The sequence below is a fragment of the Pseudomonas oryzagri genome (assembly GCF_020831405.1).
GTDB lineage: Bacteria > Pseudomonadota > Gammaproteobacteria > Pseudomonadales > Pseudomonadaceae > Geopseudomonas > Geopseudomonas oryzagri.
The window spans coordinates 20,273-41,102 of record NZ_JAJHPU010000016.1; the positions used below are offsets into that span (position 1 = coordinate 20,273).

19 protein-coding genes are annotated in these 20,830 nt (G+C 65.4%); all 19 read right to left on the bottom strand.

All coding sequences use genetic code 11. The features are described from left to right. Positions 1-23: 23 nt before the first annotated feature. On the bottom strand, positions 24-1,211 hold the full coding sequence (gene cfaB, locus LMJ29_RS04900) for a C17 cyclopropane fatty acid synthase CfaB (RefSeq protein WP_229604398.1): 1,188 nt from the start codon (positions 1,209-1,211) through the stop codon (positions 24-26). 167 nt (positions 1,212-1,378) lie between these two features. Continuing rightward, positions 1,379-3,214 carry a glutamine--fructose-6-phosphate transaminase (isomerizing) gene (glmS, locus tag LMJ29_RS04905; protein WP_229604399.1) on the bottom strand — a complete coding sequence of 612 codons (1,836 nt, stop codon included), beginning with the start codon at positions 3,212-3,214 and terminating at the stop codon, positions 1,379-1,381. Between the two features lie 10 nt (positions 3,215-3,224). Continuing rightward, positions 3,225-4,007 (bottom strand): DeoR family transcriptional regulator, encoded by a 783-nt coding sequence (locus tag LMJ29_RS04910; RefSeq protein ID WP_229604400.1) that lies wholly within the window; start codon positions 4,005-4,007, stop codon positions 3,225-3,227. 278 nt (positions 4,008-4,285) lie between these two features. Then, complete coding sequence (gene glmU / locus LMJ29_RS04915) at positions 4,286-5,653, bottom strand: bifunctional UDP-N-acetylglucosamine diphosphorylase/glucosamine-1-phosphate N-acetyltransferase GlmU (protein ID WP_229604401.1); 1,368 nt, start codon at positions 5,651-5,653, stop codon at positions 4,286-4,288. 143 nt (positions 5,654-5,796) lie between these two features. Then, on the bottom strand, positions 5,797-6,231 hold the full coding sequence (locus tag LMJ29_RS04920) for a F0F1 ATP synthase subunit epsilon (protein WP_229604402.1): 435 nt from the start codon (positions 6,229-6,231) through the stop codon (positions 5,797-5,799). Between the two features lie 76 nt (positions 6,232-6,307). Continuing rightward, the gene (gene atpD / locus LMJ29_RS04925) at positions 6,308-7,684 is read right to left on the bottom strand and encodes a F0F1 ATP synthase subunit beta (protein ID WP_229604403.1); all 1,377 of its coding nucleotides are present in this window, start codon (positions 7,682-7,684) and stop codon (positions 6,308-6,310) included. A gap of 28 nt (positions 7,685-7,712) precedes the next feature. Then, positions 7,713-8,582: a F0F1 ATP synthase subunit gamma gene (gene atpG, locus LMJ29_RS04930; protein ID WP_229604404.1), complete on the bottom strand. Its 870-nt coding sequence runs from the start codon at positions 8,580-8,582 to the stop codon at positions 7,713-7,715. Positions 8,583-8,632: 50 nt separating this feature from the next. After that, positions 8,633-10,177, bottom strand: a complete 1,545-nt coding sequence (gene atpA / locus LMJ29_RS04935) for a F0F1 ATP synthase subunit alpha (RefSeq protein ID WP_229604405.1) — start codon at positions 10,175-10,177, stop codon at positions 8,633-8,635. Between the two features lie 15 nt (positions 10,178-10,192). Continuing rightward, positions 10,193-10,729: a F0F1 ATP synthase subunit delta gene (locus LMJ29_RS04940; RefSeq protein WP_229604406.1), complete on the bottom strand. Its 537-nt coding sequence runs from the start codon at positions 10,727-10,729 to the stop codon at positions 10,193-10,195. Between the two features lie 12 nt (positions 10,730-10,741). Then, entirely contained in the window at positions 10,742-11,212 is a 471-nt protein-coding gene (locus tag LMJ29_RS04945; protein WP_229604407.1) for a F0F1 ATP synthase subunit B, read from the bottom strand. A gap of 101 nt (positions 11,213-11,313) precedes the next feature. Continuing rightward, positions 11,314-11,541 carry a F0F1 ATP synthase subunit C gene (gene atpE / locus LMJ29_RS04950; RefSeq protein WP_072325766.1) on the bottom strand — a complete coding sequence of 76 codons (228 nt, stop codon included), beginning with the start codon at positions 11,539-11,541 and terminating at the stop codon, positions 11,314-11,316. A gap of 64 nt (positions 11,542-11,605) precedes the next feature. Further along, positions 11,606-12,424 carry a F0F1 ATP synthase subunit A gene (atpB, locus tag LMJ29_RS04955; RefSeq protein WP_229604408.1) on the bottom strand — a complete coding sequence of 273 codons (819 nt, stop codon included), beginning with the start codon at positions 12,422-12,424 and terminating at the stop codon, positions 11,606-11,608. Between the two features lie 14 nt (positions 12,425-12,438). Then, entirely contained in the window at positions 12,439-12,837 is a 399-nt protein-coding gene (locus LMJ29_RS04960; RefSeq protein WP_229604409.1) for a F0F1 ATP synthase subunit I, read from the bottom strand. Between the two features lie 143 nt (positions 12,838-12,980). After that, complete coding sequence (locus LMJ29_RS04965) at positions 12,981-13,850, bottom strand: ParB/RepB/Spo0J family partition protein (RefSeq protein WP_229604410.1); 870 nt, start codon at positions 13,848-13,850, stop codon at positions 12,981-12,983. 10 nt (positions 13,851-13,860) lie between these two features. Beyond that, positions 13,861-14,652 (bottom strand): ParA family protein, encoded by a 792-nt coding sequence (locus LMJ29_RS04970; protein WP_229604411.1) that lies wholly within the window; start codon positions 14,650-14,652, stop codon positions 13,861-13,863. Between the two features lie 13 nt (positions 14,653-14,665). Continuing rightward, entirely contained in the window at positions 14,666-15,313 is a 648-nt protein-coding gene (gene rsmG, locus LMJ29_RS04975; protein ID WP_229604412.1) for a 16S rRNA (guanine(527)-N(7))-methyltransferase RsmG, read from the bottom strand. Next, positions 15,313-17,205, bottom strand: coding sequence for a tRNA uridine-5-carboxymethylaminomethyl(34) synthesis enzyme MnmG (mnmG, locus tag LMJ29_RS04980; protein ID WP_229604413.1), 1,893 nt, complete (start codon positions 17,203-17,205; stop codon positions 15,313-15,315). The genes rsmG and mnmG overlap by 1 nt, the downstream gene beginning before the upstream one ends. A gap of 513 nt (positions 17,206-17,718) precedes the next feature. Further along, a complete protein-coding gene (mnmE, locus tag LMJ29_RS04985) occupies positions 17,719-19,086 on the bottom strand; it encodes a tRNA uridine-5-carboxymethylaminomethyl(34) synthesis GTPase MnmE (protein WP_229604414.1) in 1,368 nt (455 codons plus the stop codon). 79 nt (positions 19,087-19,165) lie between these two features. Next, a complete protein-coding gene (gene yidC / locus LMJ29_RS04990) occupies positions 19,166-20,830 on the bottom strand; it encodes a membrane protein insertase YidC (RefSeq protein ID WP_229604415.1) in 1,665 nt (554 codons plus the stop codon).

Consider the following 20,830-nt stretch of genomic DNA (forward strand, 5'->3'; position numbering starts at 1 on the left):
TTTTTGACGACGGATCACCGGAGTTAAGGCCGATAAAGGTCCGCGCGACTCCACGGCAAGTCATGGGAACCATCGGGACGCGGCCGCACGGCCAGGATCTGGTGCAGGTTGATCCACTCGTGCTCGAAGCCGTAGGCGCAGCCGGCCAGATACAGCCGCCAGATGCGCAGGGCACGCGCCGGGACCAGCTGCGCCGCCTCGTCCAGGTGCGCCTCGAGGCGCTCGCTCCAGAAGCGCAGGGTGCGCGCGTAGTGCAGGCGCAGGCTCTCCACATCGACCACCTCGAGCCCCGCCTCGCTCATGCGCGCCACCGCGGTGGCCAGGTGCGGCAGCTCGCCATGGGGGAACACGTAGCGGCCGATGAACGCGCCGCCGCCGCGCCCGACCGGGCGGCCGTCGGTGTGCTTGGCAGTGATGCCGTGGTTCATCACCAGGCCGCCGGGTTTCACCGCCTGGAACAGAGTCTTGAAGTACAGCGGCAGGTTGGCGTGCCCGACATGCTCGAACATGCCGACGCTGACCACCTTGTCGAAGCGGCCGTCGCCCGGCAGGTCGCGGTAGTCCATCAGCTCCAGCTGCACGCGGTCCTGCAGACCCTCCTCCGCCACCCACTGGCGGGCCAGTGCCAACTGTTCGCGGCTCAGGGTGATACCCAGCACACGGGCGCCGAACTCGCGGGCGGCGAAGCGGGCCAGGCCGCCCCAGCCGCAGCCGACATCCAGCAGGTGGTCGCCGGGCTGCAGGCGCAGCTTGCGGCACAGATGGCGCAACTTGGCCTGCTGGGCGGTGTCGAGGTCCTCCGTGCCGGTCTCGAAGTAGGCGCAGGAGTAGACCATGTCGCGGTCCAGCCACAGGCGGTAGAAGTCGTTGGACAGGTCGTAGTGGTAGTGGATGTCCTCGGCGTCGCTCGCCTTGTTATGCGCCGGCCGCGGCGGCAGCGCGGCGGTCGCCTCGCCGGGCAACGCCGCGCTGAGCTGATCGGCCAGGCGGATCACCGTGGCGATCGGGCCATGGATATCCATCGCGCCCTCGACATAGGCACTGCCGAGCAGGTCGAGGCTTGGCCGGCCCAGCCCGCGAAGCAGCTGTGGATCGTGAACCTCGAGGATCACCTCGGGCTCGGGGCCCAGATCCAGTTCGCAGCCGTCCCACAGGCGCAGTCGCAACGGCAGTCGCAACTTGCGCAGGGACGGCGGAAGCAGTGCCTGCATGTCCTCTCTCCCCTGTTGCGTGGAAAACATCCCAAGGGTAGCCCAGGATCGGCAACTGGGACGGCACGTCTAGCATCGATGTTCCACGTGGAACAACATGACCGCGCAGCCCAAAACCACGATGCCCGGCCGCTGCCGGGTATCGTCACAGGCACAAGGCCCGCTACTTATTCGACAGTCACGCTCTTGGCCAAGTTGCGCGGCTGGTCGACGTCGGTGCCCTTGAGCACGGCGACGTGGTAGGACAGCAGCTGCAGCGGGATGGTGTAGAGGATCGGCGCCAGCAGGTCGTGGATGCGCGGCATCGCCACCACGTGGGTACCCTCGCCGTTGCTCATCCCCGCCTCGCGGTCGGCGAACACCACCAGCTCGCCGCCGCGGGCGCGCACTTCCTGCAGGTTGGACTTGAGCTTCTCCAGCAGTTCGTTGTTCGGCGCCACGGTGACCACCGGCATGTCGCTGTCGACCAGCGCCAGCGGGCCGTGCTTGAGCTCGCCGGCCGGGTAGGCCTCGGCATGGATGTAGGAGATCTCCTTGAGCTTGAGCGCCCCCTCCATGGCCACCGGATACTGGGCGCCACGACCCAGGAACAGGGTGTGGTTCTTCTCGGCGAACAGCGCCGACACCTGCTCGACGGTCTTGTCCATGGCCAATGCCTCCTCGAGGTTGACCGGCAGACGGCGCAAGGCGGCGACCAGCTCGGCCTCGATACCGCTGTCGAGGGTGCCGCGCACCCGGCCGAGGGCCAGGGTCAGCAGCAGCAGGCCGACCAGCTGGGTGGTGAAGGCCTTGGTCGAAGCCACGCCGATCTCCGGCCCGGCATTGGTCAGCAGTACCAGATCGGATTCGCGTACCAGCGAGCTGGTGCCGACGTTGCAGATCGCCAGGCTGGCCAGGTAGCCGAGCTGCTTGGCGTTGCGCAGCGCGGCCAAGGTATCGGCGGTCTCGCCGGACTGCGAGATGGTGACGAACAGGCTGTCCGCCTGCACGGCGACCTTGCGGTAGCGGAACTCGCTGGCGACCTCGACCTGGCAGGGAATACCGGTCAGCTCCTCCAGCCAGTAGCGGGCGACCATGCCGGCGTGGAAGCTGGTGCCGCAGGCGACGATCTGCACGTTGCGCACCCGGGCGAACAGCTCGGCGGCCTGCGGGCCGAAGGCCTGCACCAGCACGTGATCGGAGCCCAGGCGTCCCTCCAGGGTGCGCTGCACCACGCGCGGCTGCTCGTGAATCTCCTTGAGCATGAAGTGGCGATACTCGCCCTTCTCCGCCGCCTCGGCGCCCTCGTGGAACTGCACGCTCTCGCGCTGCACACTGCGACCCTCGGCATCCCAGATCTGCAGCGTGTCGCGGCGGATCTCGGCGATGTCACCTTCCTCCAGATAGACGAAGCGATCGGTGACCTGACGCAGGGCCAGCGGATCGGAGGCGAGGAAGTTCTCGCCCAGGCCCAGGCCGATCACCAGCGGGCTGCCACTGCGCGCAGCGAGGATGCGGTCGGGCTGCGCGGCGCTGATCACCGCCAGGCCGTAGGCCCCGTGCAGCTCGTGCACCGCCGCCTTGAGCGCCTCGGTGAGATCGGGCAGACGCTTGAGGGTGTGGTGCAGGAGGTGGACGATGGTCTCGGTGTCGGTCTGCGAGCTGAACACGTAGCCGAGGCCCTGGAGGCGTTCGCGCAGCGCCTCGTGATTCTCGATGATGCCGTTGTGCACCACCGCCAGTTCCTCGCCGGAAAAGTGCGGGTGGGCGTTGGCCTCGCTGGGCACGCCGTGGGTGGCCCAGCGGGTGTGGGCGATGCCCAGGCGGCCGGGCAGCGGCTCCTCGATCAGCGCCTGCTCGAGCGCGGCGACCTTGCCGATGCGCCGGCTGCGCCGCAGCTGGCCGTCCGGGCCGCAGACGGCCACGCCGGCGCTGTCGTAGCCGCGATATTCGAGGCGCTTGAGGCCCTCGATGAGGATGGCGCTGACATTACGTTCGGCAATCGCCCCGACAATTCCGCACATGCGGCTCTCCTTATTTTTCCGTTCTATTGGCAATAGCGGCGCAGATCAACCGGATGCCGCGCGCCTGAATCTGTTCGCGCGCCTCGGCAGCGAGGCGCTCGTCGGTTATCACGGTGTGGATGCTGTGCCACGGCAGCTCCAGGTTGGGCATGCGCCGACCGACCTTGTCGGCCTCGAGCATGACGATCACCTCGCGGGCCACCTCGGCCATCACCCTGGAAAGTCCGAGCAGCTCGTTGAAAGTGGTGGTGCCACGCGCCAGGTCGAGGCCGTCGGCACCGATGAACAGCTGGTCGAAGTCGTAGGAACGCAGCACCTGCTCGGCCACCTGGCCCTGGAACGACTCCGAATGCGGATCCCAGGTACCGCCGGTCATCAGCAGCACCGGCTCCTGTTCCAGCTCGCGCAGCGCGTTGGCGACGTTCAGCGAGTTGGTCATCACCACCAGACCGGGTCGGCGATCCAGCTCGGGAATCAGCGCCGCCGTGGTGCTGCCGCTGTCGATGATGATCCGCGCATGCTCGCGGATGCAGGCCGCTGCGGCGCGGGCGATGGCCTGCTTGTACGGCGACACTGCCTGACTGTGCTCGACCACCAGTTCGTGGGGGATCGGTAGCGCCCCCCCGTAGCGGCGCAGCAGCAGGCCGTTGCTCTCCAGGGCCGCGAGATCCTTGCGAATGGTCACTTCCGAGGTGGCGAAGTGACGGGCCATGGCCTCGACATGCACCTCGCCCTGCTCGGCGAGCAGCGCGAGGATGGCGTGGCGGCGCTGCGGAGTATTGCGCTTGGACATTCGATGTTTCGCTTCGGAAGTTTCGATTCGTAAATTATAGGTGCGAATCAAAACCTAGCCAGGGCGCGAGGTCAAGGGATGGCCGACAAAAGCACTCGCTGTGGAGTGCGGCGGCGTAACGGTGAGAGAGCCTGTGGATAAACGTCAGCGGCCGGGCGCCGAGGTTATCCCCAAGGGGGAGAAGTGGATGGCATAACCGTCCTGTGGATAAATCGAGAGGGGACGGATGGGAAAGCGACGAGCCGGGCCCTGTGAATAACCACGGGCCCGGCCAGGGCTCAGGTCTTGGGCTTTTTCACCGGGCGCTGCCAGCCGTCGATATTGCGCTGGCGCGCACGACCGACCGCCAGGGCGGCCGCCGGTACCTCGCTGGTGATCACCGAGCCGGCGGCGGTGGTGGCGCCATCGCCGATGATCACCGGCGCCACCAGCGAGTTGTTGGTGCCGATGAAGGCATCCACACCGATCACCGTCCGGTGTTTGTTGGCGCCATCGTAGTTGCAGGTGATGGTGCCGGCGCCGATGTTGCTCGCCGCGCCGATCTCGGCGTCGCCCAGATAAGCCAGATGACCGGCCTTGGCGCCCTCGCCCAGCACCGCGTTCTTCAGCTCGACGAAGTTGCCCACATGCGCCTTGGCGCCCAGCACGCTGCCCGGACGCAGACGGGCGAATGGCCCGCAGTCGGCGCCCTCGCCCAGCTCGGCGCCTTCCAGATGGCTGTTGGCCTTGACCACCGCGCCGCGCCGCAGGGTACTGTTGCGGATCACGCAGTTGGGGCCGATTTCGACGTTGTCCTCGATGACCACCTGCCCCTCGAGGATCACGTTGACGTCGATCAGCACGTCGCGGCCGACCGTGACCTCGCCGCGCACGTCGAAGCGCGCGGGATCGAGCAGAGTCACGCCCTGGGCCATCAGCCGGCGCGCGGCACGTTGCTGGAAGTGGCGCTCGAGCTGCGCCAACTGCAGGCGGTCGTTGGCGCCCTGCACCTCCATGGCATCTTCCGGCTGCGCGGTGGCCACCGTCAGGCCGTCGGCCACCGCCATGGCGATCACGTCGGTCAGGTAGTACTCGCCCTGGGCATTGTCGCTGGACAGCCGGCCCATCCAGTCGGCCATGCGTGCCGCCGGCATGGCGAGGATGCCGGTGTTGCCTTCGCGGATGGCGCGCTGCTCGGCACTGGCGTCCTTCTGCTCGACGATGGCCATCACCTGCCCTTGCTCATCACGGATGATGCGGCCATAGCCGGTGGGGTCGGCCAGCTCGACGGTGAGCAGCGCCAGCTGCTCGGCGCCGGCATGGGCCAGCAGGCGCTGCAGGGTCGGTGCCTCGATCAACGGCACATCGCCGTACAGCACCAGCACCTGCTCGGCACGGATGAACGGCAGCGCCTGGGCGACGGCGTGGCCGGTGCCGAGCTGCTGCTCCTGAAGGACGAAGTTCAGATCATCTGCCGCCAGGCGCTCGCGCACCGCTTCGGCGCCGTGGCCGATCACCACATGGATGCGCCGCGGCTGCAGGGCGCGGGCGGTGTCGATGACATGACCGAGCATCGACTTGCCGGCCACCGGATGCAGCACCTTGGGTAGCGCCGAGCGCATGCGGGTGCCCTGGCCGGCGGCGAGAATGACGATTTCCAGACTCATTGGAGAACTTCCCTATACAGCCCGGGAGGCGGACTGAGAATGAATAGATAGACGCTGCAGCGCGCAGCCGCAAAAAATAAAAAAGGGGATAGCCAAGGCTACCCCCTTTTCTCGTCGACCGGATGACCGAACCGCTGAGCGGATCAGTGCATCGGGCCACCGTACTTCTTGCGCAGTTCCTGAATGGTCCGCAGCTGCGCGGCAGCTTCGGCCAGACGGGCGGAAGCGGTCGAGTAGTCGAACTCGGCACCCTTCTCGCTGAGCGCCTTCTCCGCCGCCTTCTGGGCTTCGAGGGCCGCCGCTTCGTCGAGGTCGGCGGCACGCACGGCGGTATCGGCGAGAACCTTCACCATGTTCGGCTGGACTTCGAGGAAGCCGCCGGAAATGTAGAAGACTTCCTGCTCGCCACCCTGCTTGATCACCCGCACCGGACCCGGCTTGAGATCGGTCAGCAGCGGCGCGTGGCCCATGAGAATACCCAGATCGCCCTGGTTACCATGAGCAACGACCATTTCCACCAGCCCCGAGAACAGCTCTTCTTCCGCACTGACGATGTCGCAATGGACTGTCATAGCCATATTCATGCCTCGGTAAGCAGGCGGCGCCACCGCAGTAGCCGCCGCCTGGTGGAGCACCCGCTAGCGGGTGCGCCAGTTACAGTTTCTTGGCTTTCTCGACGGCTTCGTCGATGGTGCCGACCATGTAGAACGCCTGCTCCGGCAGGTGATCGTAGTCACCGTTCAGGATGCCGGCGAAACCACGGATGGTCTCCTTCAGCGGTACGTACTTGCCCGGGGAGCCGGTGAAGACTTCGGCCACGAAGAACGGCTGGGACAGGAAGCGCTGGATCTTACGAGCGCGGGACACCAGCTGCTTGTCGGCTTCGGACAGTTCGTCCATGCCGAGGATCGCGATGATGTCCTTCAGCTCCTTGTAGCGCTGCAGCACGTACTGCACGCCGCGGGCGGTCTCGTAGTGCTCCTGGCCAACCACCAGCGGATCCAGCTGACGGGAGGTGGAGTCCAGCGGATCGACCGCCGGGTAGATACCCAGGGAGGCGATGTCACGGGACAGTACGACGGTGGCGTCGAGGTGGGCGAAGGTGGTCGCCGGGCTCGGGTCGGTCAGGTCGTCCGCGGGAACGTATACGGCCTGCACCGAGGTGATCGAGCCGTTCTTGGTGGAGGTGATGCGCTCCTGCAGAACGCCCATTTCCTCGGCCAGAGTCGGCTGGTAACCCACCGCGGACGGCATACGACCCAGCAGCGCGGACACTTCGGTACCGGCCAGGGTGTAACGGTAGATGTTGTCGACGAACAGCAGAACGTCGCGGCCTTCGTCACGGAACTTCTCGGCCATGGTCAGACCGGTCAGCGCCACGCGCAGACGGTTGCCCGGCGGCTCGTTCATCTGGCCGTAAACCAGGGCCACCTTGTCCAGAACGTTGGAGTCCTTCATCTCGTGATAGAAGTCGTTACCTTCACGAGTACGCTCACCCACGCCGGCGAACACGGAGTAACCGCTGTGCTCCATAGCGATGTTGCGGATCAGCTCCATCATGTTCACGGTCTTGCCGACACCGGCGCCACCGAACAGACCGACCTTACCGCCCTTGGCGAACGGGCACACCAGGTCCATCACCTTGATGCCGGTTTCCAGCAGCTCGTTGCCGCCCGCCTGCTCGGCGTAGGACGGCGCGGCGCGGTGGATGCTCCAGCGCTCTTCCTCGCCGATGGGGCCCGCTTCGTCGATCGGGTTGCCCAGCACGTCCATGATACGGCCGAGGGTCTGCTTGCCGACCGGTACCGAGATGCCGGTGCCGGTGTTGCTCACGCCCAGGCCACGCTTGAGGCCTTCGGTGGAACCCATCGCAATGGAACGAACCACGCCGTCGCCCAGCTGCTGCTGGACTTCCAGGGTGGTCTGCGCGCCTTCCACTTTCAGCGCGTCATAGACGTTCGGCACCTGATCGCGCGGGAATTCCACGTCGATAACGGCGCCGATGATTTGAACGATACGTCCGCTACTCATATCTGGTTCCTCTGAATATTTGAACCTGTTAAACCGCGGCAGCGCCGCCGACGATTTCCGAGATCTCTTGCGTGATCGCAGCCTGACGCGCCTTGTTGTAGATCAGCTGCAGATCCTTGATCAGCTGACCGGCGTTGTCGGTGGCATTCTTCATCGCGATCATTCGCGCCGCCTGCTCGCAGGCGTTGTTCTCGACCACGGACTGATACACCTGCGATTCGACGTAGCGAACCAACAGGGCATCCAGCAGCTGCTGGGCGTCGGGTTCATACAGGTAATCCCACAGGCCCTGCTTGGCGCCGTCATCGGCGTCGCTGGCGGGAGCCAGGGGGAGCAATTGTTCAACCGCCGGCTTCTGGGTCATGGTGTTCACGAACTTGTTGGACGCCAGGTACAGGCGATCCAGCTGACCTTCGTTGAACTTGTCCAGCATGACCTTGACGCTGCCGATCAGATCGTTGACCGACGGCGCATCACCCAGGTGGCTGACCGCAGCGACGACCTTGCCGCCGTAGCTGCGGAAGAAGCTGGCGCCCTTGCTGCCGATGACGCAGAACTCTGCCTCAACGCCCGCATCGCTCCAGTCCTTCATGTTTTTGATCAGGGCCTTGAACAGGTTGATGTTCAGACCACCGCAGAGACCACGATCACTCGACACCAGGATGTAGCCGACACGCTTGACCGGACGTTCCACCATGAAGGCATGGCGGTATTCCGGGTTGGCCTTGGCCAGGTGACCGATCACCTCGCGGATACGCACCGCGTAGGGACGGCCGGCGGCCATGCGCTGCTGAGCCTTGCGCATCTTGCTGACCGCCACTTTTTCCATGGCGTTGGTGATCTTCTGCGTGCTCTTGATGCTCGCAATCTTGCTGCGAATCTCTTTTGCGCCTGCCATGTGACACCTTTCGGGTTAGCAGGCGGGAGCCTTGCGGCTCCCGCTGCGGCTTACCAGCTCTGAGTGGCCTTGAACTTCTCGATACCGGCCTTCAGACCTGCGTCGATTTCGTCGTTGAAGTCACCCTTCACGTTGATCTTCGCCATCAGGTCGGCGTAATCACGGTTGAAGAAGGCGATCAGGCCCTGCTCGAAGGCGCCGACTTTCTTCACTTCGACGTCGGCCAGGAAGCCACGCTCGGCGGCGTACAGGGACACCGACATGTCAGCGATGGACATGGGCGCGAACTGCTTCTGCTTCATCAGTTCGGAAACGCGCTGACCATGGTCGAGCTGCTTGCGGGTCGCTTCGTCCAGGTCCGAGGCGAACTGGGCGAAGGCCGCCAGTTCCCGGTACTGGGCCAGCGCGGTACGGATACCACCGGACAGCTTCTTGATGATCTTGGTCTGGGCCGCACCACCGACGCGGGATACCGAGATACCGGCGTTGACCGCCGGACGCAGACCCGAGTTGAACATGGCGGATTCCAGGAAGATCTGACCGTCGGTGATCGAAATCACGTTGGTCGGAACGAACGCGGAAACGTCGCCGGCCTGGGTTTCGATGATCGGCAGAGCGGTCAGCGAGCCGGTCTTGCCGGTCACGGCGCCATTGGTGAACTTCTCGACGTACTCTTCGGATACGCGGGAAGCGCGCTCCAGCAGACGGCTGTGGAGATAGAACACGTCGCCCGGGTAGGCTTCGCGGCCCGGCGGACGGCGCAGCAGCAGGGAGATCTGGCGGTAGGCGACAGCCTGCTTGGACAGGTCGTCGTACACGATCAGGGCGTCTTCACCGCGGTCGCGGAAGTATTCGCCCATGGTGCAGCCGGAGTACGGCGCCAGATACTGCAGGGCAGCGGATTCGGAAGCGGACGCGGTGACCACGATGGTGTTGGCCAGGGCGCCGTGCTCTTCCAGCTTGCGCACCACGTTGGCGATGGTCGACTGCTTCTGACCGATGGCCACGTACACGCAGCGGATGCCGCTGTTCTTCTGGTTGATGATGGCGTCGATGGCCATCGCGGTCTTGCCGATCTGACGGTCACCGATGATCAGCTCGCGCTGGCCACGGCCGACCGGGATCATGGCGTCGACCGACTTGTAACCGGTCTGTACCGGCTGGTCGACCGACTTACGCCAGATCACGCCCGGGGCGACTTTCTCGACCGCGTCGGTTTCCTTGGCGTTGATCGGGCCTTTGCCGTCGATCGGATTGCCCAGGGCATCGACCACGCGACCCAGCAGTTCCGGACCGACCGGGACTTCGAGGATGCGGCCGGTGCACTTGGCACTCATGCCCTCTTTCAGACCCTGGTAGCTGCCCAGGATCACGGCGCCGACGGAGTCCTGCTCCAGGTTCAGCGCCATACCGTAGACGCCGCCCGGGAACTCGATCATTTCGCCGTACATCACGTCGGCCAGACCGAAGATACGCACGATGCCGTCGGAAACGCTGACGACGGTGCCTTCGTTACGGGCCTGAGCGGACACATCAAGCTTGGCGATACGCTGCTTGATGATTTCGCTAATTTCGGAAGGATTCAGTTGCTGCATGCCATGCCCCTCAAATCAGGATTTCAACGCTTCGGCCAACTGGTTCAGTTTGCCGCGGACCGAACCGTCGATAACCAGGTCACCCGCACGAATGATCAAACCGCCGATAAGGGCGGGATTGACGGTCGGGGTAGGCTGGACGGTGCGATCTAGCCGCTTCGACAAGGCGGCAGCCAGAGTTTGGAGTTGTTCGGCGCTCAGTTCGTGAGCCGTTTCGACCACGACCTCGAGCGAACGCTCGGCTTCCGCCTTGAGCGTCTCGAACTGCTCGAGCACGGTCGGCAGCAGTTCCAGGCGATCGTTCTCGCCCAGGGCCACCACGAAGTTGCGGAACGACTCGTCGATGCTTTCAGCACACAGCTGAACCAGAACCTCGGCCTTGCGGTCGCGGGTCAGGGCCGGATTGCGCAGCTGGGCGATGACTTCGGGGGACTCCACGAAGGCGGCGCTCAGTGCCAGCATGTTCGACCAGGCATCGGTCTGTTTGGCTGCGGAAGCGAACTCGAAGGCGGCTTTCGCATAAGGCCGAGCAAGCGTATTGATAGTTGCCATCGCTCGCCTCGCTTAGAGTTGGGAGGCCAGTTTTGCGACCAGATCGTTGTGTGCCTTGGAATCCACGGAGGACTCCAGGATCTTCTCGGCACCGGCGACGGCGAGAGCCGCAACTTCGGCGCGCAGTTGATCCTTGGCGCGATTCACTTCAACCTCGATTTCAGCCTTGGCACCGGCAAGCAGGCGCTCGCCTTCGCTACGGGCCTGCTGCTTGGCTTCTTCGACGATCGCGTTGGCGGTCTTGTTCGCCTTCTCGAGAATCTCGGCAGCCTGCTCCTTGGTTTCACGGAGCGTCTGGGCAGCTTTTTCCTGGGCCATCTGCAGGTCGCGCTGGGCACGGCCGGCGGCATCCAGACCTTCGGCAATTTTCTTCTGGCGGGCTTGCATGGCGGCGGTGATCGGCGGCCACACAAACTTCATGGTGAACCAGACGAAAATAGCGAAGGCAATCGTTTGACCGAACAGCGTCAAGTTAATATTCACAGCGATTTACCTCGTGCTATCTCGTGGGTCCGGGTAGTCAGAGCCTCGGCAGGCCGGACCGCGCGGGCGCAGTCCGGCCAAGAATCCGCGGATGCCTGAACTTAGCCGGCAACAACGAAGATGAGGTACATCGCGATACCAACGCCGATCATCGGGACGGCGTCGAGCAGACCGGCCATCAGGAAGGTCTTGGTTTGCAGCTGGGCGCCCAGCTCCGGCTGACGGGCGGTGGATTCCAGCAGCTTGCCGCCCAGCAGGGCGAAGCCGATGCCGGTGCCCAGAGCACCCAGACCGATCATGATGGCGGCGGCGATGTAGACGAGTTCCATAACAGCTCCTGAGGTTTTCTAAAGGTTAAGGTTTTCGTTGGTAAAGCTAGGGTTGATCCACTGTTCAGTGGTGGTCTTCGTGGGCGGCGCTCAGGTAGACCACCGTCAGCACCATGAAGATGAAGGCCTGCAGCGGGATCACCAGGATGTGGAAGATCGCCCACGGCACGTTCAGAACCGGCTGAGCCCAGAACGGCAGCAGGGCGATGAGGATGAACACCACCTCACCGGCGTACATGTTGCCGAACAGACGCAGGGCGAGACTCAGCGGCTTGGTCAGCAGGCCGAGGATCTCGAGGAACAGGTTGAACGGAATCAGCGACCAGTGGTTGAACGGGGTGAACGCCAGCTCCTTGGTGAAGCCGCCGAGGCCCTTGACCTTGACGCTGTAGAACAGGATCAGGAGGAACACGCCGAGGGACAGGCCGAAGGTGCCGTTCGGATCGGCGGTCGGCACGATCTTGAAGTAGGGCACGCCCATCAGGTGGGCCAGGCCCGGGATGTAGTCGACCGGGATCCACTTCAGGCTGTTCATCAGGAACACCCAGACGAAGATGGTCAGCGCCAGCGGGGCGATCACCGGGTTGCGGCCGTGGAAGGTGTCCTTGACCACGCCTTCGACGAATTCGAAGACCATTTCCACCAGGTTCTGCAGGCCGCTGGGCACGCCGGCGTTGGCTTTCTTGGCCACGCTGCGGAACAGGCACAGGAAGATCAGGCCCATGAAGATCGACCAGCCGAGGGTGTCGACGTGGATGGCCCAGAAGCCCATTTCCTTGACTTCTTCATGGTTCTGGGCAAAGACCCAGCCCTTCTCCGGATGGGATCCGAAGACCAGGTTCTGCAGGTGGTGCTGAATGTATTCAGCCGGTGTGTTAGCCATAGTCGCCTCAATGCTCAATGCTTCGGAAAGCCTTTCACCAGCAGGAGCGAGCAGGCCGCGGTGCCCAGCACCAGCGCGTAACCGGCAAACAGCGCCGCCACGTTCAACCGCTCAACCCCTGCGAACACCAGCGCAAACAACGCTGCCGTCAGAAACAGTTTGCCCATTTCGCCCGACCAGAAGGACTGGACGATGGCCTTGACCGAACGGGCACCAAAGTAGCGGAACGCCTTCATCGCGAAGTACACGTTCGGCACCCAGGCGATCAGGCCGCCGAGCAGCGCGGAATATCCGGCTACCGGATCCCTCCACCACCAGCCTGCGAGGCCGGCCAGTACGGCCATCCCCAGCTCGGTGAGGAGCAGCGGAAACACCGGCAGACGATGCAGGGGGGTCTTGTTGCGGATCTTCACCACGCGGTCCGCCCTCACGTCGCTCGGTCACCGGACGGACCGGCCTGGAACCGGCCAAAATTGCGGCGGGAGTATATGGGTGGAAGTGGCCCCATTCAACTGCCCGGTAGCCAAAAAAGGTCATTCGCTACAAGAGCGGCGCCTCAGCGAATATGCGCCAGCACACCCTGCAACTCGTCCAGCGAGCCATAACGAATCACCAGCTGCCCCTTGCCCTTGTCGCCATGGCGGATCTGCACCTCGGCGCCAAGCCGCTCGGCCAGCCGCTGTTCGAGGCGGGCGATGTCCGGATCGGCCTTGGCCGACGTCTCCTGCGGCTTGTCGTTCAGCCACTGGCGCACCAGCGCTTCGGTCTGACGAACGGTCAAGCCACGTGCGACAACGTGCCGCGCCCCTTCCGCCTGGCGTGCGACCGGCAGACCGAGCAGCGCGCGGGCATGGCCCATCTCCAGATCGCCGTGCGCCAGCAGGGTTTTCACCTCCTCCGGCAGGGCGATCAGGCGCAGCAGGTTAGCCACACTGACCCGCGACTTGCCCACCGCGTCGGCGACCTGCTGCTGGGTGAGCTGGAAATCCTGCTGCAGGCGCTGCAGGGCGGTGGCTTCCTCGATCGGATTGAGGTCCTCGCGCTGGATGTTCTCGATCAGCGCCATGGCGACCGCCGCCTCGTCGCTGACCTCGCGCACCAGCGCCGGTATGCGCTCCAGGCCGGCCAGCTGGCAGGCCCGCCAGCGCCGCTCGCCGGCGATGATCTCGTAGCGCTCGTCGTCGAGCGGGCGCACCACCACTGGCTGCATCAGGCCCTGGCGACGGATCGATTGCGCCAGCTCCTCCAGCGCCTGCGGATCCATGTCGCGGCGCGGCTGGTACTTGCCGCGCTGCAGCAGCTCCACCGGTAGCTGTTGCAGTTCCTCGCGCGGCACGCGGCTCGCCTGCTCCTGCAGGACGCTCACGCTGGTGCCGCCGAGCAGGGCGTCCAGGCCGCGACCCAGGCCTCGTTTCTTCACAGCCATGTGCGGCTCCTCAAGCGGTGGTGGCGGCGCGCTTGACGCGACGCTGGCGGGCGACCAGTTCCTTGGCCAGTTCCAGATAAGCCTTGGCGCCCCGCGAGCCCTTGTCGTAGGCCAGCGCCGGCATGCCGTGGCTGGGCGCTTCGGCCAGGCGCACGTTGCGTGGAATGGTGGTCTCGTAGACGGCGTCGCCGAAGTGCGCCTGCAACTGGGCGGTGACCTCGTTGGTCAGGCCGATGCGCCCGTCATACATGGTGCGCAGGATGCCCTCGATGCGCAGGCTCGGGTTGAGCAGCGCACCGATGCGCTGGATGCTGTTGACCAGGTCGGAAACCCCCTCCAGCGCGTAGTACTCGCACTGCATGGGGATGATCACGGCGTCGGCGGCGACCAGCGCGTTGACGGTGAGCATCGACAGCGCCGGCGGGCAGTCGATCAGGATGTAGTCGTAGTTGTCGCGGATCGGCGCCAGCGCCTGGCGCAGGCGCTGCTCCTTGTTCGGCAGATCGAGCAGGGTGACTTCCGCGGCGGTCAGGTCGCGGTTGGCCGGCAGCAGCTGGTAGCCGCCGTGCTCGGACGATTGCATGGCCTGGGCCAGGTCGCACTGGCCGACCAGCACGTCGTAGACGGAGTGCTCGAGGCCGAGCTTGTCGACCCCGCTGCCGGAGGTGGCGTTGCCCTGCGGATCGAGGTCGATCAGCAGGACGCGGCGCTGGGTGGCCACCAGCGAGGCGGCCAGGTTGACGCAACTGGTGGTCTTGCCCACCCCGCCCTTCTGGTTGGCGATCGCAAATACTTTGGCCATGCTTGGCTCCCCCTCATGCGCTGCGGCGCAGTATCAGCAGATGGCGCTGGCCCTGGCAACCGGGCACCTGCAGCAGATGGTCGGCTTCGACGGCAAAATCCGCCGGCAGGGCGACGAGTTCGTCGTGCGGATACTGGCCCTTCATGGCCAGCCAGCGCGTGCCCTGGTCGCCCAGGTGGCGGGTCCAGGTGGCGAAGTCGGCCAGCGAACTGAACGCCCGCGACACGATGCCGGAAAATGGTTGGACCGGACGGAAGTTTTCCACCCGGCTGTGGACAACTTCGAGGTTGCCCAGCTGGAGTTCGAGTTTCACCTGGGTCTGGAAGCGGGTCTTCTTGCCGTTGGAATCCAGGGTGGTGAAGCGCCGCTCGGGGAACAGGATGGCCAGCGGAATGCCGGGCATGCCGCCGCCGCTGCCGACATCCAGCCAGTTATCCCCAGCCGCGGCCACGAACGGCACGATGCTCAGGCTGTCGAGCAGATGGCGGGAGACCATCTCGTCCGGGTTGCGCACCGCGGTGAGATTGTAGGCCTGGTTCCACTTGATCAGCAGGGCCAGGTAGGCCAGCAGCTGCTCCTGCTGCTGGGCGGTGAGCTCGATCCCGAGCTCGGCGGCGCCACGCGCCAGTTCGGCGGCGTGGGCCGGGGTGACGGCGGACATCAGGCGTTCTGCTCCAGCTGGCGGCCGGCGCCGCGTTTCTTCAGGTGAATCAGCAACAGCGACACCGCGGCCGGGGTGACGCCGGGGATGCGCGAGGCCTGGCCGAGGGTCTGCGGCCGGGCTGTGGACAGCTTGCCCTGGATTTCCTTGGACAGGCCGCCGATCGCGGCGTAATCGATGTCGTCCGGCAGTACGGTGTTCTCGCTCGCGCGCAGGCGCTCGATCTCCTCCTGCTGGCGGTCGATGTAGCCGGCGTACTTGATGCGAATTTCCACCTGCTCGGCGACCTGCGGGTTATCCACAGCCTCGCCGGTGATCTCGGTGAGCGCCGCGTAGTCGATCTCCGGCCGCGCCAGCAGGTTGTGCAGGTTGTACTCGTGGGCCAGCGGCGTGCCGAAGCGCGCGGCGATGGCCTCGCCCTGTGCGGTGTGCGGTCGTACCCAGGTGCTCTTCAGGCGCTGCTCCTCGCGCTCGATGCCCTCGCGCTTGGCGCAGAACGCCGCCCAGCGCCGCTCATCGACCAGACCCAGCTCGCGGCCCTTCTCGGTCAGGCGCAGGTCGGCGTTGTCCTCGCGCAGGATCAGCCGGTACTCGGCACGCGACGTGAACATGCGGTACGGCTCCTGGGTGCCGAGGGTGATCAGGTCGTCGACCAGCACGCCCAGGTACGCCTCGTCGCGGCGCGGGCACCAGGCCTCGCGACCGCGGGCGCGCAGCGCGGCGTTGGCGCCGGCGAGCAGGCCCTGGGCGCCGGCCTCCTCGTAGCCGGTGGTGCCGTTGATCTGCCCGGCGAAGAACAGCCCGCCGATCACCTTGGTCTCCAGCGAGTACTTCAGATCGCGCGGATCGAAGTAGTCGTACTCGATGGCGTAGCCCGGGCGCACGATGTGGGCGTTCTCCATGCCGCGGATCGAACGGACGATGGCCAGCTGCACGTCGAACGGCAGCGAGGTGGAGATGCCGTTGGGGTAGATCTCGTGGGTCGACAGGCCTTCCGGCTCGAGGAATACCTGGTGGCTGTCCTTGTCGGCGAAGCGATGGATCTTGTCCTCGATCGACGGGCAATAGCGCGGACCGACGCCCTCGATGATTCCCGAGTACATCGGCGAGCGATCGAGGTTGCCGGCGATGATCTCGTGGGTGCGCGCGTTGGTATGGGTGATCCAGCAACTGACCTGCTGCGGATGCTGTTCGCGCGCGCCGAGGAAGGACATCACCGGGATCGGCGTGTCGCCGGGTTGCTCGGTCATCACCGAGAAATCGATGGAGCGGCCGTCGATGCGCGGCGGCGTGCCGGTCTTCAGGCGGCCGACGCGCAGCGGCAATTCGCGCAGGCGGCGGGCCAGGGCGATCGAGGGCGGATCGCCGGCGCGGCCGCCGGAGTAGTTCTCCAGACCGATGTGGATAAGTCCGCCGAGGAAGGTGCCGGTGGTGAGCACCACGTTGTCGGCGTGGAACTTGAGGCCCATCTGGGTGACCACGCCGCGCACCTGCTCGCCCTCGACGATCAGGTCGTCGGCGGACTGCTGGAATATCCACAGGTTGGGCTGGTTTTCCAGCACGCGACGGATTTCCGCCTTGTACAGCGCGCGGTCGGCCTGGGCGCGCGTGGCGCGCACCGCGGGTCCCTTGCGGCTGTTGAGGACGCGGAACTGGATACCGGCCACGTCGGTGGCCTCGGCCATGGCACCGCCGAGAGCGTCGATTTCCTTGACTAGATGGCTCTTGCCGATGCCGCCGATGGCCGGATTGCAGCTCATGTGGCCGAGGGTTTCCACGTTGTGGGAGAGCAGCAGGGTCTTCACCCCCATGCGTGCGGCTGCCAGTGCCGCCTCGGTACCGGCATGGCCGCCACCGATGACGATCACATCAAAACGGGAAGGGAAATCCACCACGCACCTCGTGCCTGTTCGAGAAGGTAATTCAGGGAGCCGCACAGTATAGAGGCTTATCCAGGGTGAATGAAGTCAGGTGAACAAAAAGTAGCCAGCCCGGAGCGCTTCGCCAGCGGACAACAGAAAATAAATAGGTCGAATTTTTAAAAAGCTTGTTCTTGTGTTTGTTTTAGGTGTGCACAAAATCTGTGGATAGTTCCTTCTATCCCTTTCAGATCAACAAGTTATGCTATGAATAAGGTTGTACACAGCCCTTCCTGAGGTCTCTGGAAAACCCGCCTGGGGCTGTGTGTGGACAAGTCGGTTATCCACAGGCGCAGTTATCCACAATCCTCGGTCGCGCTTATCGAGAGCGCTGCCGAGCGCTTTTCCACAGGGCTCAGGAAGCGGCCGAGGAGCGTGTGGACAACTGGCGCGCAGGGGGAGACGCGGCCGCGCGCAGGCGCTTCCGGCAGAGAGAGGGACGAGGGAAGGCGACGACCGGTAGCAGGCGCCACCGGCCGGGAGGCACTACTTGCCGATGCAGAAGCTGGAGAAGATCCGCCCGAGCAGGTCGTCGGGGGTGAAGGCGCCGGTGATCTCGCCGAGCGCCTGGTGGGCCATGCGCAGGTCCTCGGCGAGCAGTTCGCCGGCGCCCAGCGCGGTCAGCTGTGCGCGGCCATGCTCGAGGCAGGCGCCGGCCTGGCGCAGTGCGTCGAGGTGGCGGCGCCGCGCGCTGAAGCTGCTCTCGGTGGTCTGCTCATAGCCCATGCAGGTTTTCAGATGCTCGCGCAGCAGCTCGAGACCGGCCCCGCTGCGGGCCGACAGGCTGAGGGTCACGTGGCCGTCGGCGCAGCTTTCCAGGCCCACCGCCTCGCCGGACAGGTCGACCTTGTTGCGGATCAGGGTGACCCGTGCCGGATCCGGACGCTGGTCGAGGAATTCCGGCCATAGGGCGAACGGATCGGCGGCCTCCGGCGCGCTGGCGTCGACCACCAGCAGCACGCGGTCGGCCTCGCCGATCGCCTTCAGGGCGCGCTCGACGCCGATCCGCTCCACCTGATCCTCGGTATCGCGCAGGCCGGCGGTGTCGACCACGTGCAGCGGCATGCCGTCGATGTGGATATGCTCGCGCAGCACGTCGCGGGTGGTGCCGGCGATGTCGGTGACGATCGCTGCCTCGCGGCCGGCCAGGGCGTTGAGCAGGCTGGACTTGCCGGCGTTGGGGCGGCCGGCGATCACCACGCTCATGCCATCGCGCAGCAGGGCGCCCTGCCCGGCCTCGCGCTGCACCGCCAGCAGTTCGCCGCGCACGCCGTCGAGCTGGCCGAGCACGTGGCCGTCGGCGAGAAAATCGATCTCCTCCTCGGGAAAGTCGATGGCCGCCTCGACGTACATGCGCAGCTCGATCAGCTTGTCGGCCAGGCGCTGGACCTTGCGCGAGAACTCGCCCTGCAGCGAGCGCACCGCGTTGCGCGCCGCCTGTTCGCTGCTCGCCTCGATCAGATCGGCGATCGCCTCGGCCTGGGCCAGGTCGAGCTTGTCGTTGAGGAAGGCGCGCTCGCTGAACTCGCCGGGGCGGGCGAGACGCGCGCCCAGTTCCAGGCAGCGGCGCAGCAGCATGTCGAGCACCACCGGGCCACCGTGGCCCTGCAACTCGAGGACATCCTCGCCGGTGAACGAGTTCGGACCGCGGAAGAACAGCAGCAGGCCCTGGTCGATCACCTCGCCGTCGTCGGCGAAGAACTCGCAGTAGTAGGCATGCCGCGGCTCGGGTTCGCGACCGCTCAAGCTGATGGCGATCGGCCGCGCGCGCGGCCCGGAGACGCGGACGATGCCCACCCCACCCCTGCCCTGGGCGGTGGCGACGGCGGCGATGGTGTCACGGACGGGTTGCATGGCGGCCTCCGGATGGCGAAAAAGCAAGACGCCCCACGAGGGGGCGTCTGCGTCGGGATCGTCGAGCGGTGCCGCGGCGTCAGGCCTTGGCGGCCCCTTCGATCTGCCGGGTAATGTACCACTGCTGGGCGATGGACAGGACGTTGTTGACCACCCAGTACAGCACCAGACCGGCCGGGAACCACAGGAAGAACACGGTGAAGATGATCGGCATCAGCTTCATCACGCGGGCCTGCATGGGATCCGGCGGGGTCGGATTGAGGGTCTGCTGGAAGAACATGCTGGCGCCCATGATGATCGGCAGGATGAAGTACGGATCCTTGATCGACAGGTCGACGATCCAGCCCAGCCACGGCGCCTGGCGCATTTCCACGCTTTCCAGCAGCACCCAGTAGAGGGCGAGGAACACCGGCATCTGCACGAGGATCGGCAGGCAGCCGCCCAGCGGATTGATCTTCTCCTTCTTGTACAGCTCCATCATCGCCTGGGACATCTTCTGGCGGTCTTCGCCGAACTGTTCCTTGAGCGCCTGCAGCTTGGGTGCCACGGCGCGCATGCGCGCCATCGACCGGTAGCTGGCCGCCGACAGCGGGAAGAACGCCAGCTTGATCACCACAGTCAGGGCGATGATCGACCAGCCCCAGTTGCCGAGCAGGCTGTGGATAAGTTGCAGCAGCCAGAAGATCGGCTGGGCGATGAACCACAGGAAGCCGTAGTCGACGGTCAGCTCCAGACCCGGCGACAGCTCCTTGAGGATGCCTTGGGATTTCGGACCGGCGTACAGGGTGGCGCTGGTCTCGGCGCTGGCGCCGGCCGGCACGTTGAGCGCCGGACCGGTGAAGCCGATGATGTAGTTGCCCTGGCTGTCCTTGCGGGTGGTGACCAGGTTGGCGTCGTCCTTGTTCGGCACCCAGGCGGTGACGAAGTAGTGCTGCAGCCAGGCGATCCAGCCACCCTGCACGGTTTCGCGCAGGTTCTTGTCGTCCATGTCCTTCATGGCGACCTTCTTGTACGGCTCGTCCTTGGTCCACAGCGCGGCGCCCAGGTAGGTGGCCATGCCGGTGGCGCTAGTCTGCGACGGGTCCTTGCTGGCATCGCGCTTGAGCTGGGCGAACAGGTTGCCGCTCCACGGCGCACCGCTCTGGTTGTCGATGCGGTGGCTGACGGTGAAGTCGTACTCGCCGCGCTTGAAGCTGAAGCGCTTGACGTAGTTGACCCCGGCCTCGCTGAACTTCAGCTCGACCACCAGCTCGTCCTGGCCGTCGGCCATCTGGTACACGCTCTTCTCGCTGGTGTACAGCGGGCGGCCGCTGGCACGGGCGTCCGGACCGTTGGCGCCGGTCAGGCCGCTCTGCGCCACGTAGGTACGCTCGACGCCGTTGTCGAACAGGGCGAACGGCACCTCGCGGTTCTGCAGGCTGCGCGGGTATTTCGGCAGAGCCAGCTGTGCCACGTCGCCGCCCTGCGGGTCGATGGCCAGCTTGAGCACGTCGGTCTGCACCTGGATCAGCTGCTTGCTCGTCGCCGCGGCGACCACCGGAGTGCCGGGCTGCTCGCCGGCCGGCGGCACGTCGGCCTGGCTGCCTTGGGTCGGCACATTGTCGTTCGGCAGCGCCGGTGTGGCGCTGTCGGCCACGGCTTGCGGCGGCAGCTGCGGCTGGCCGTAGTCCTCGTTCCACTTGAGGACCATGATGTAAGACACGATTGCCAGAGCGACGATCAGTATCGAGCGTTGAATGTCCAT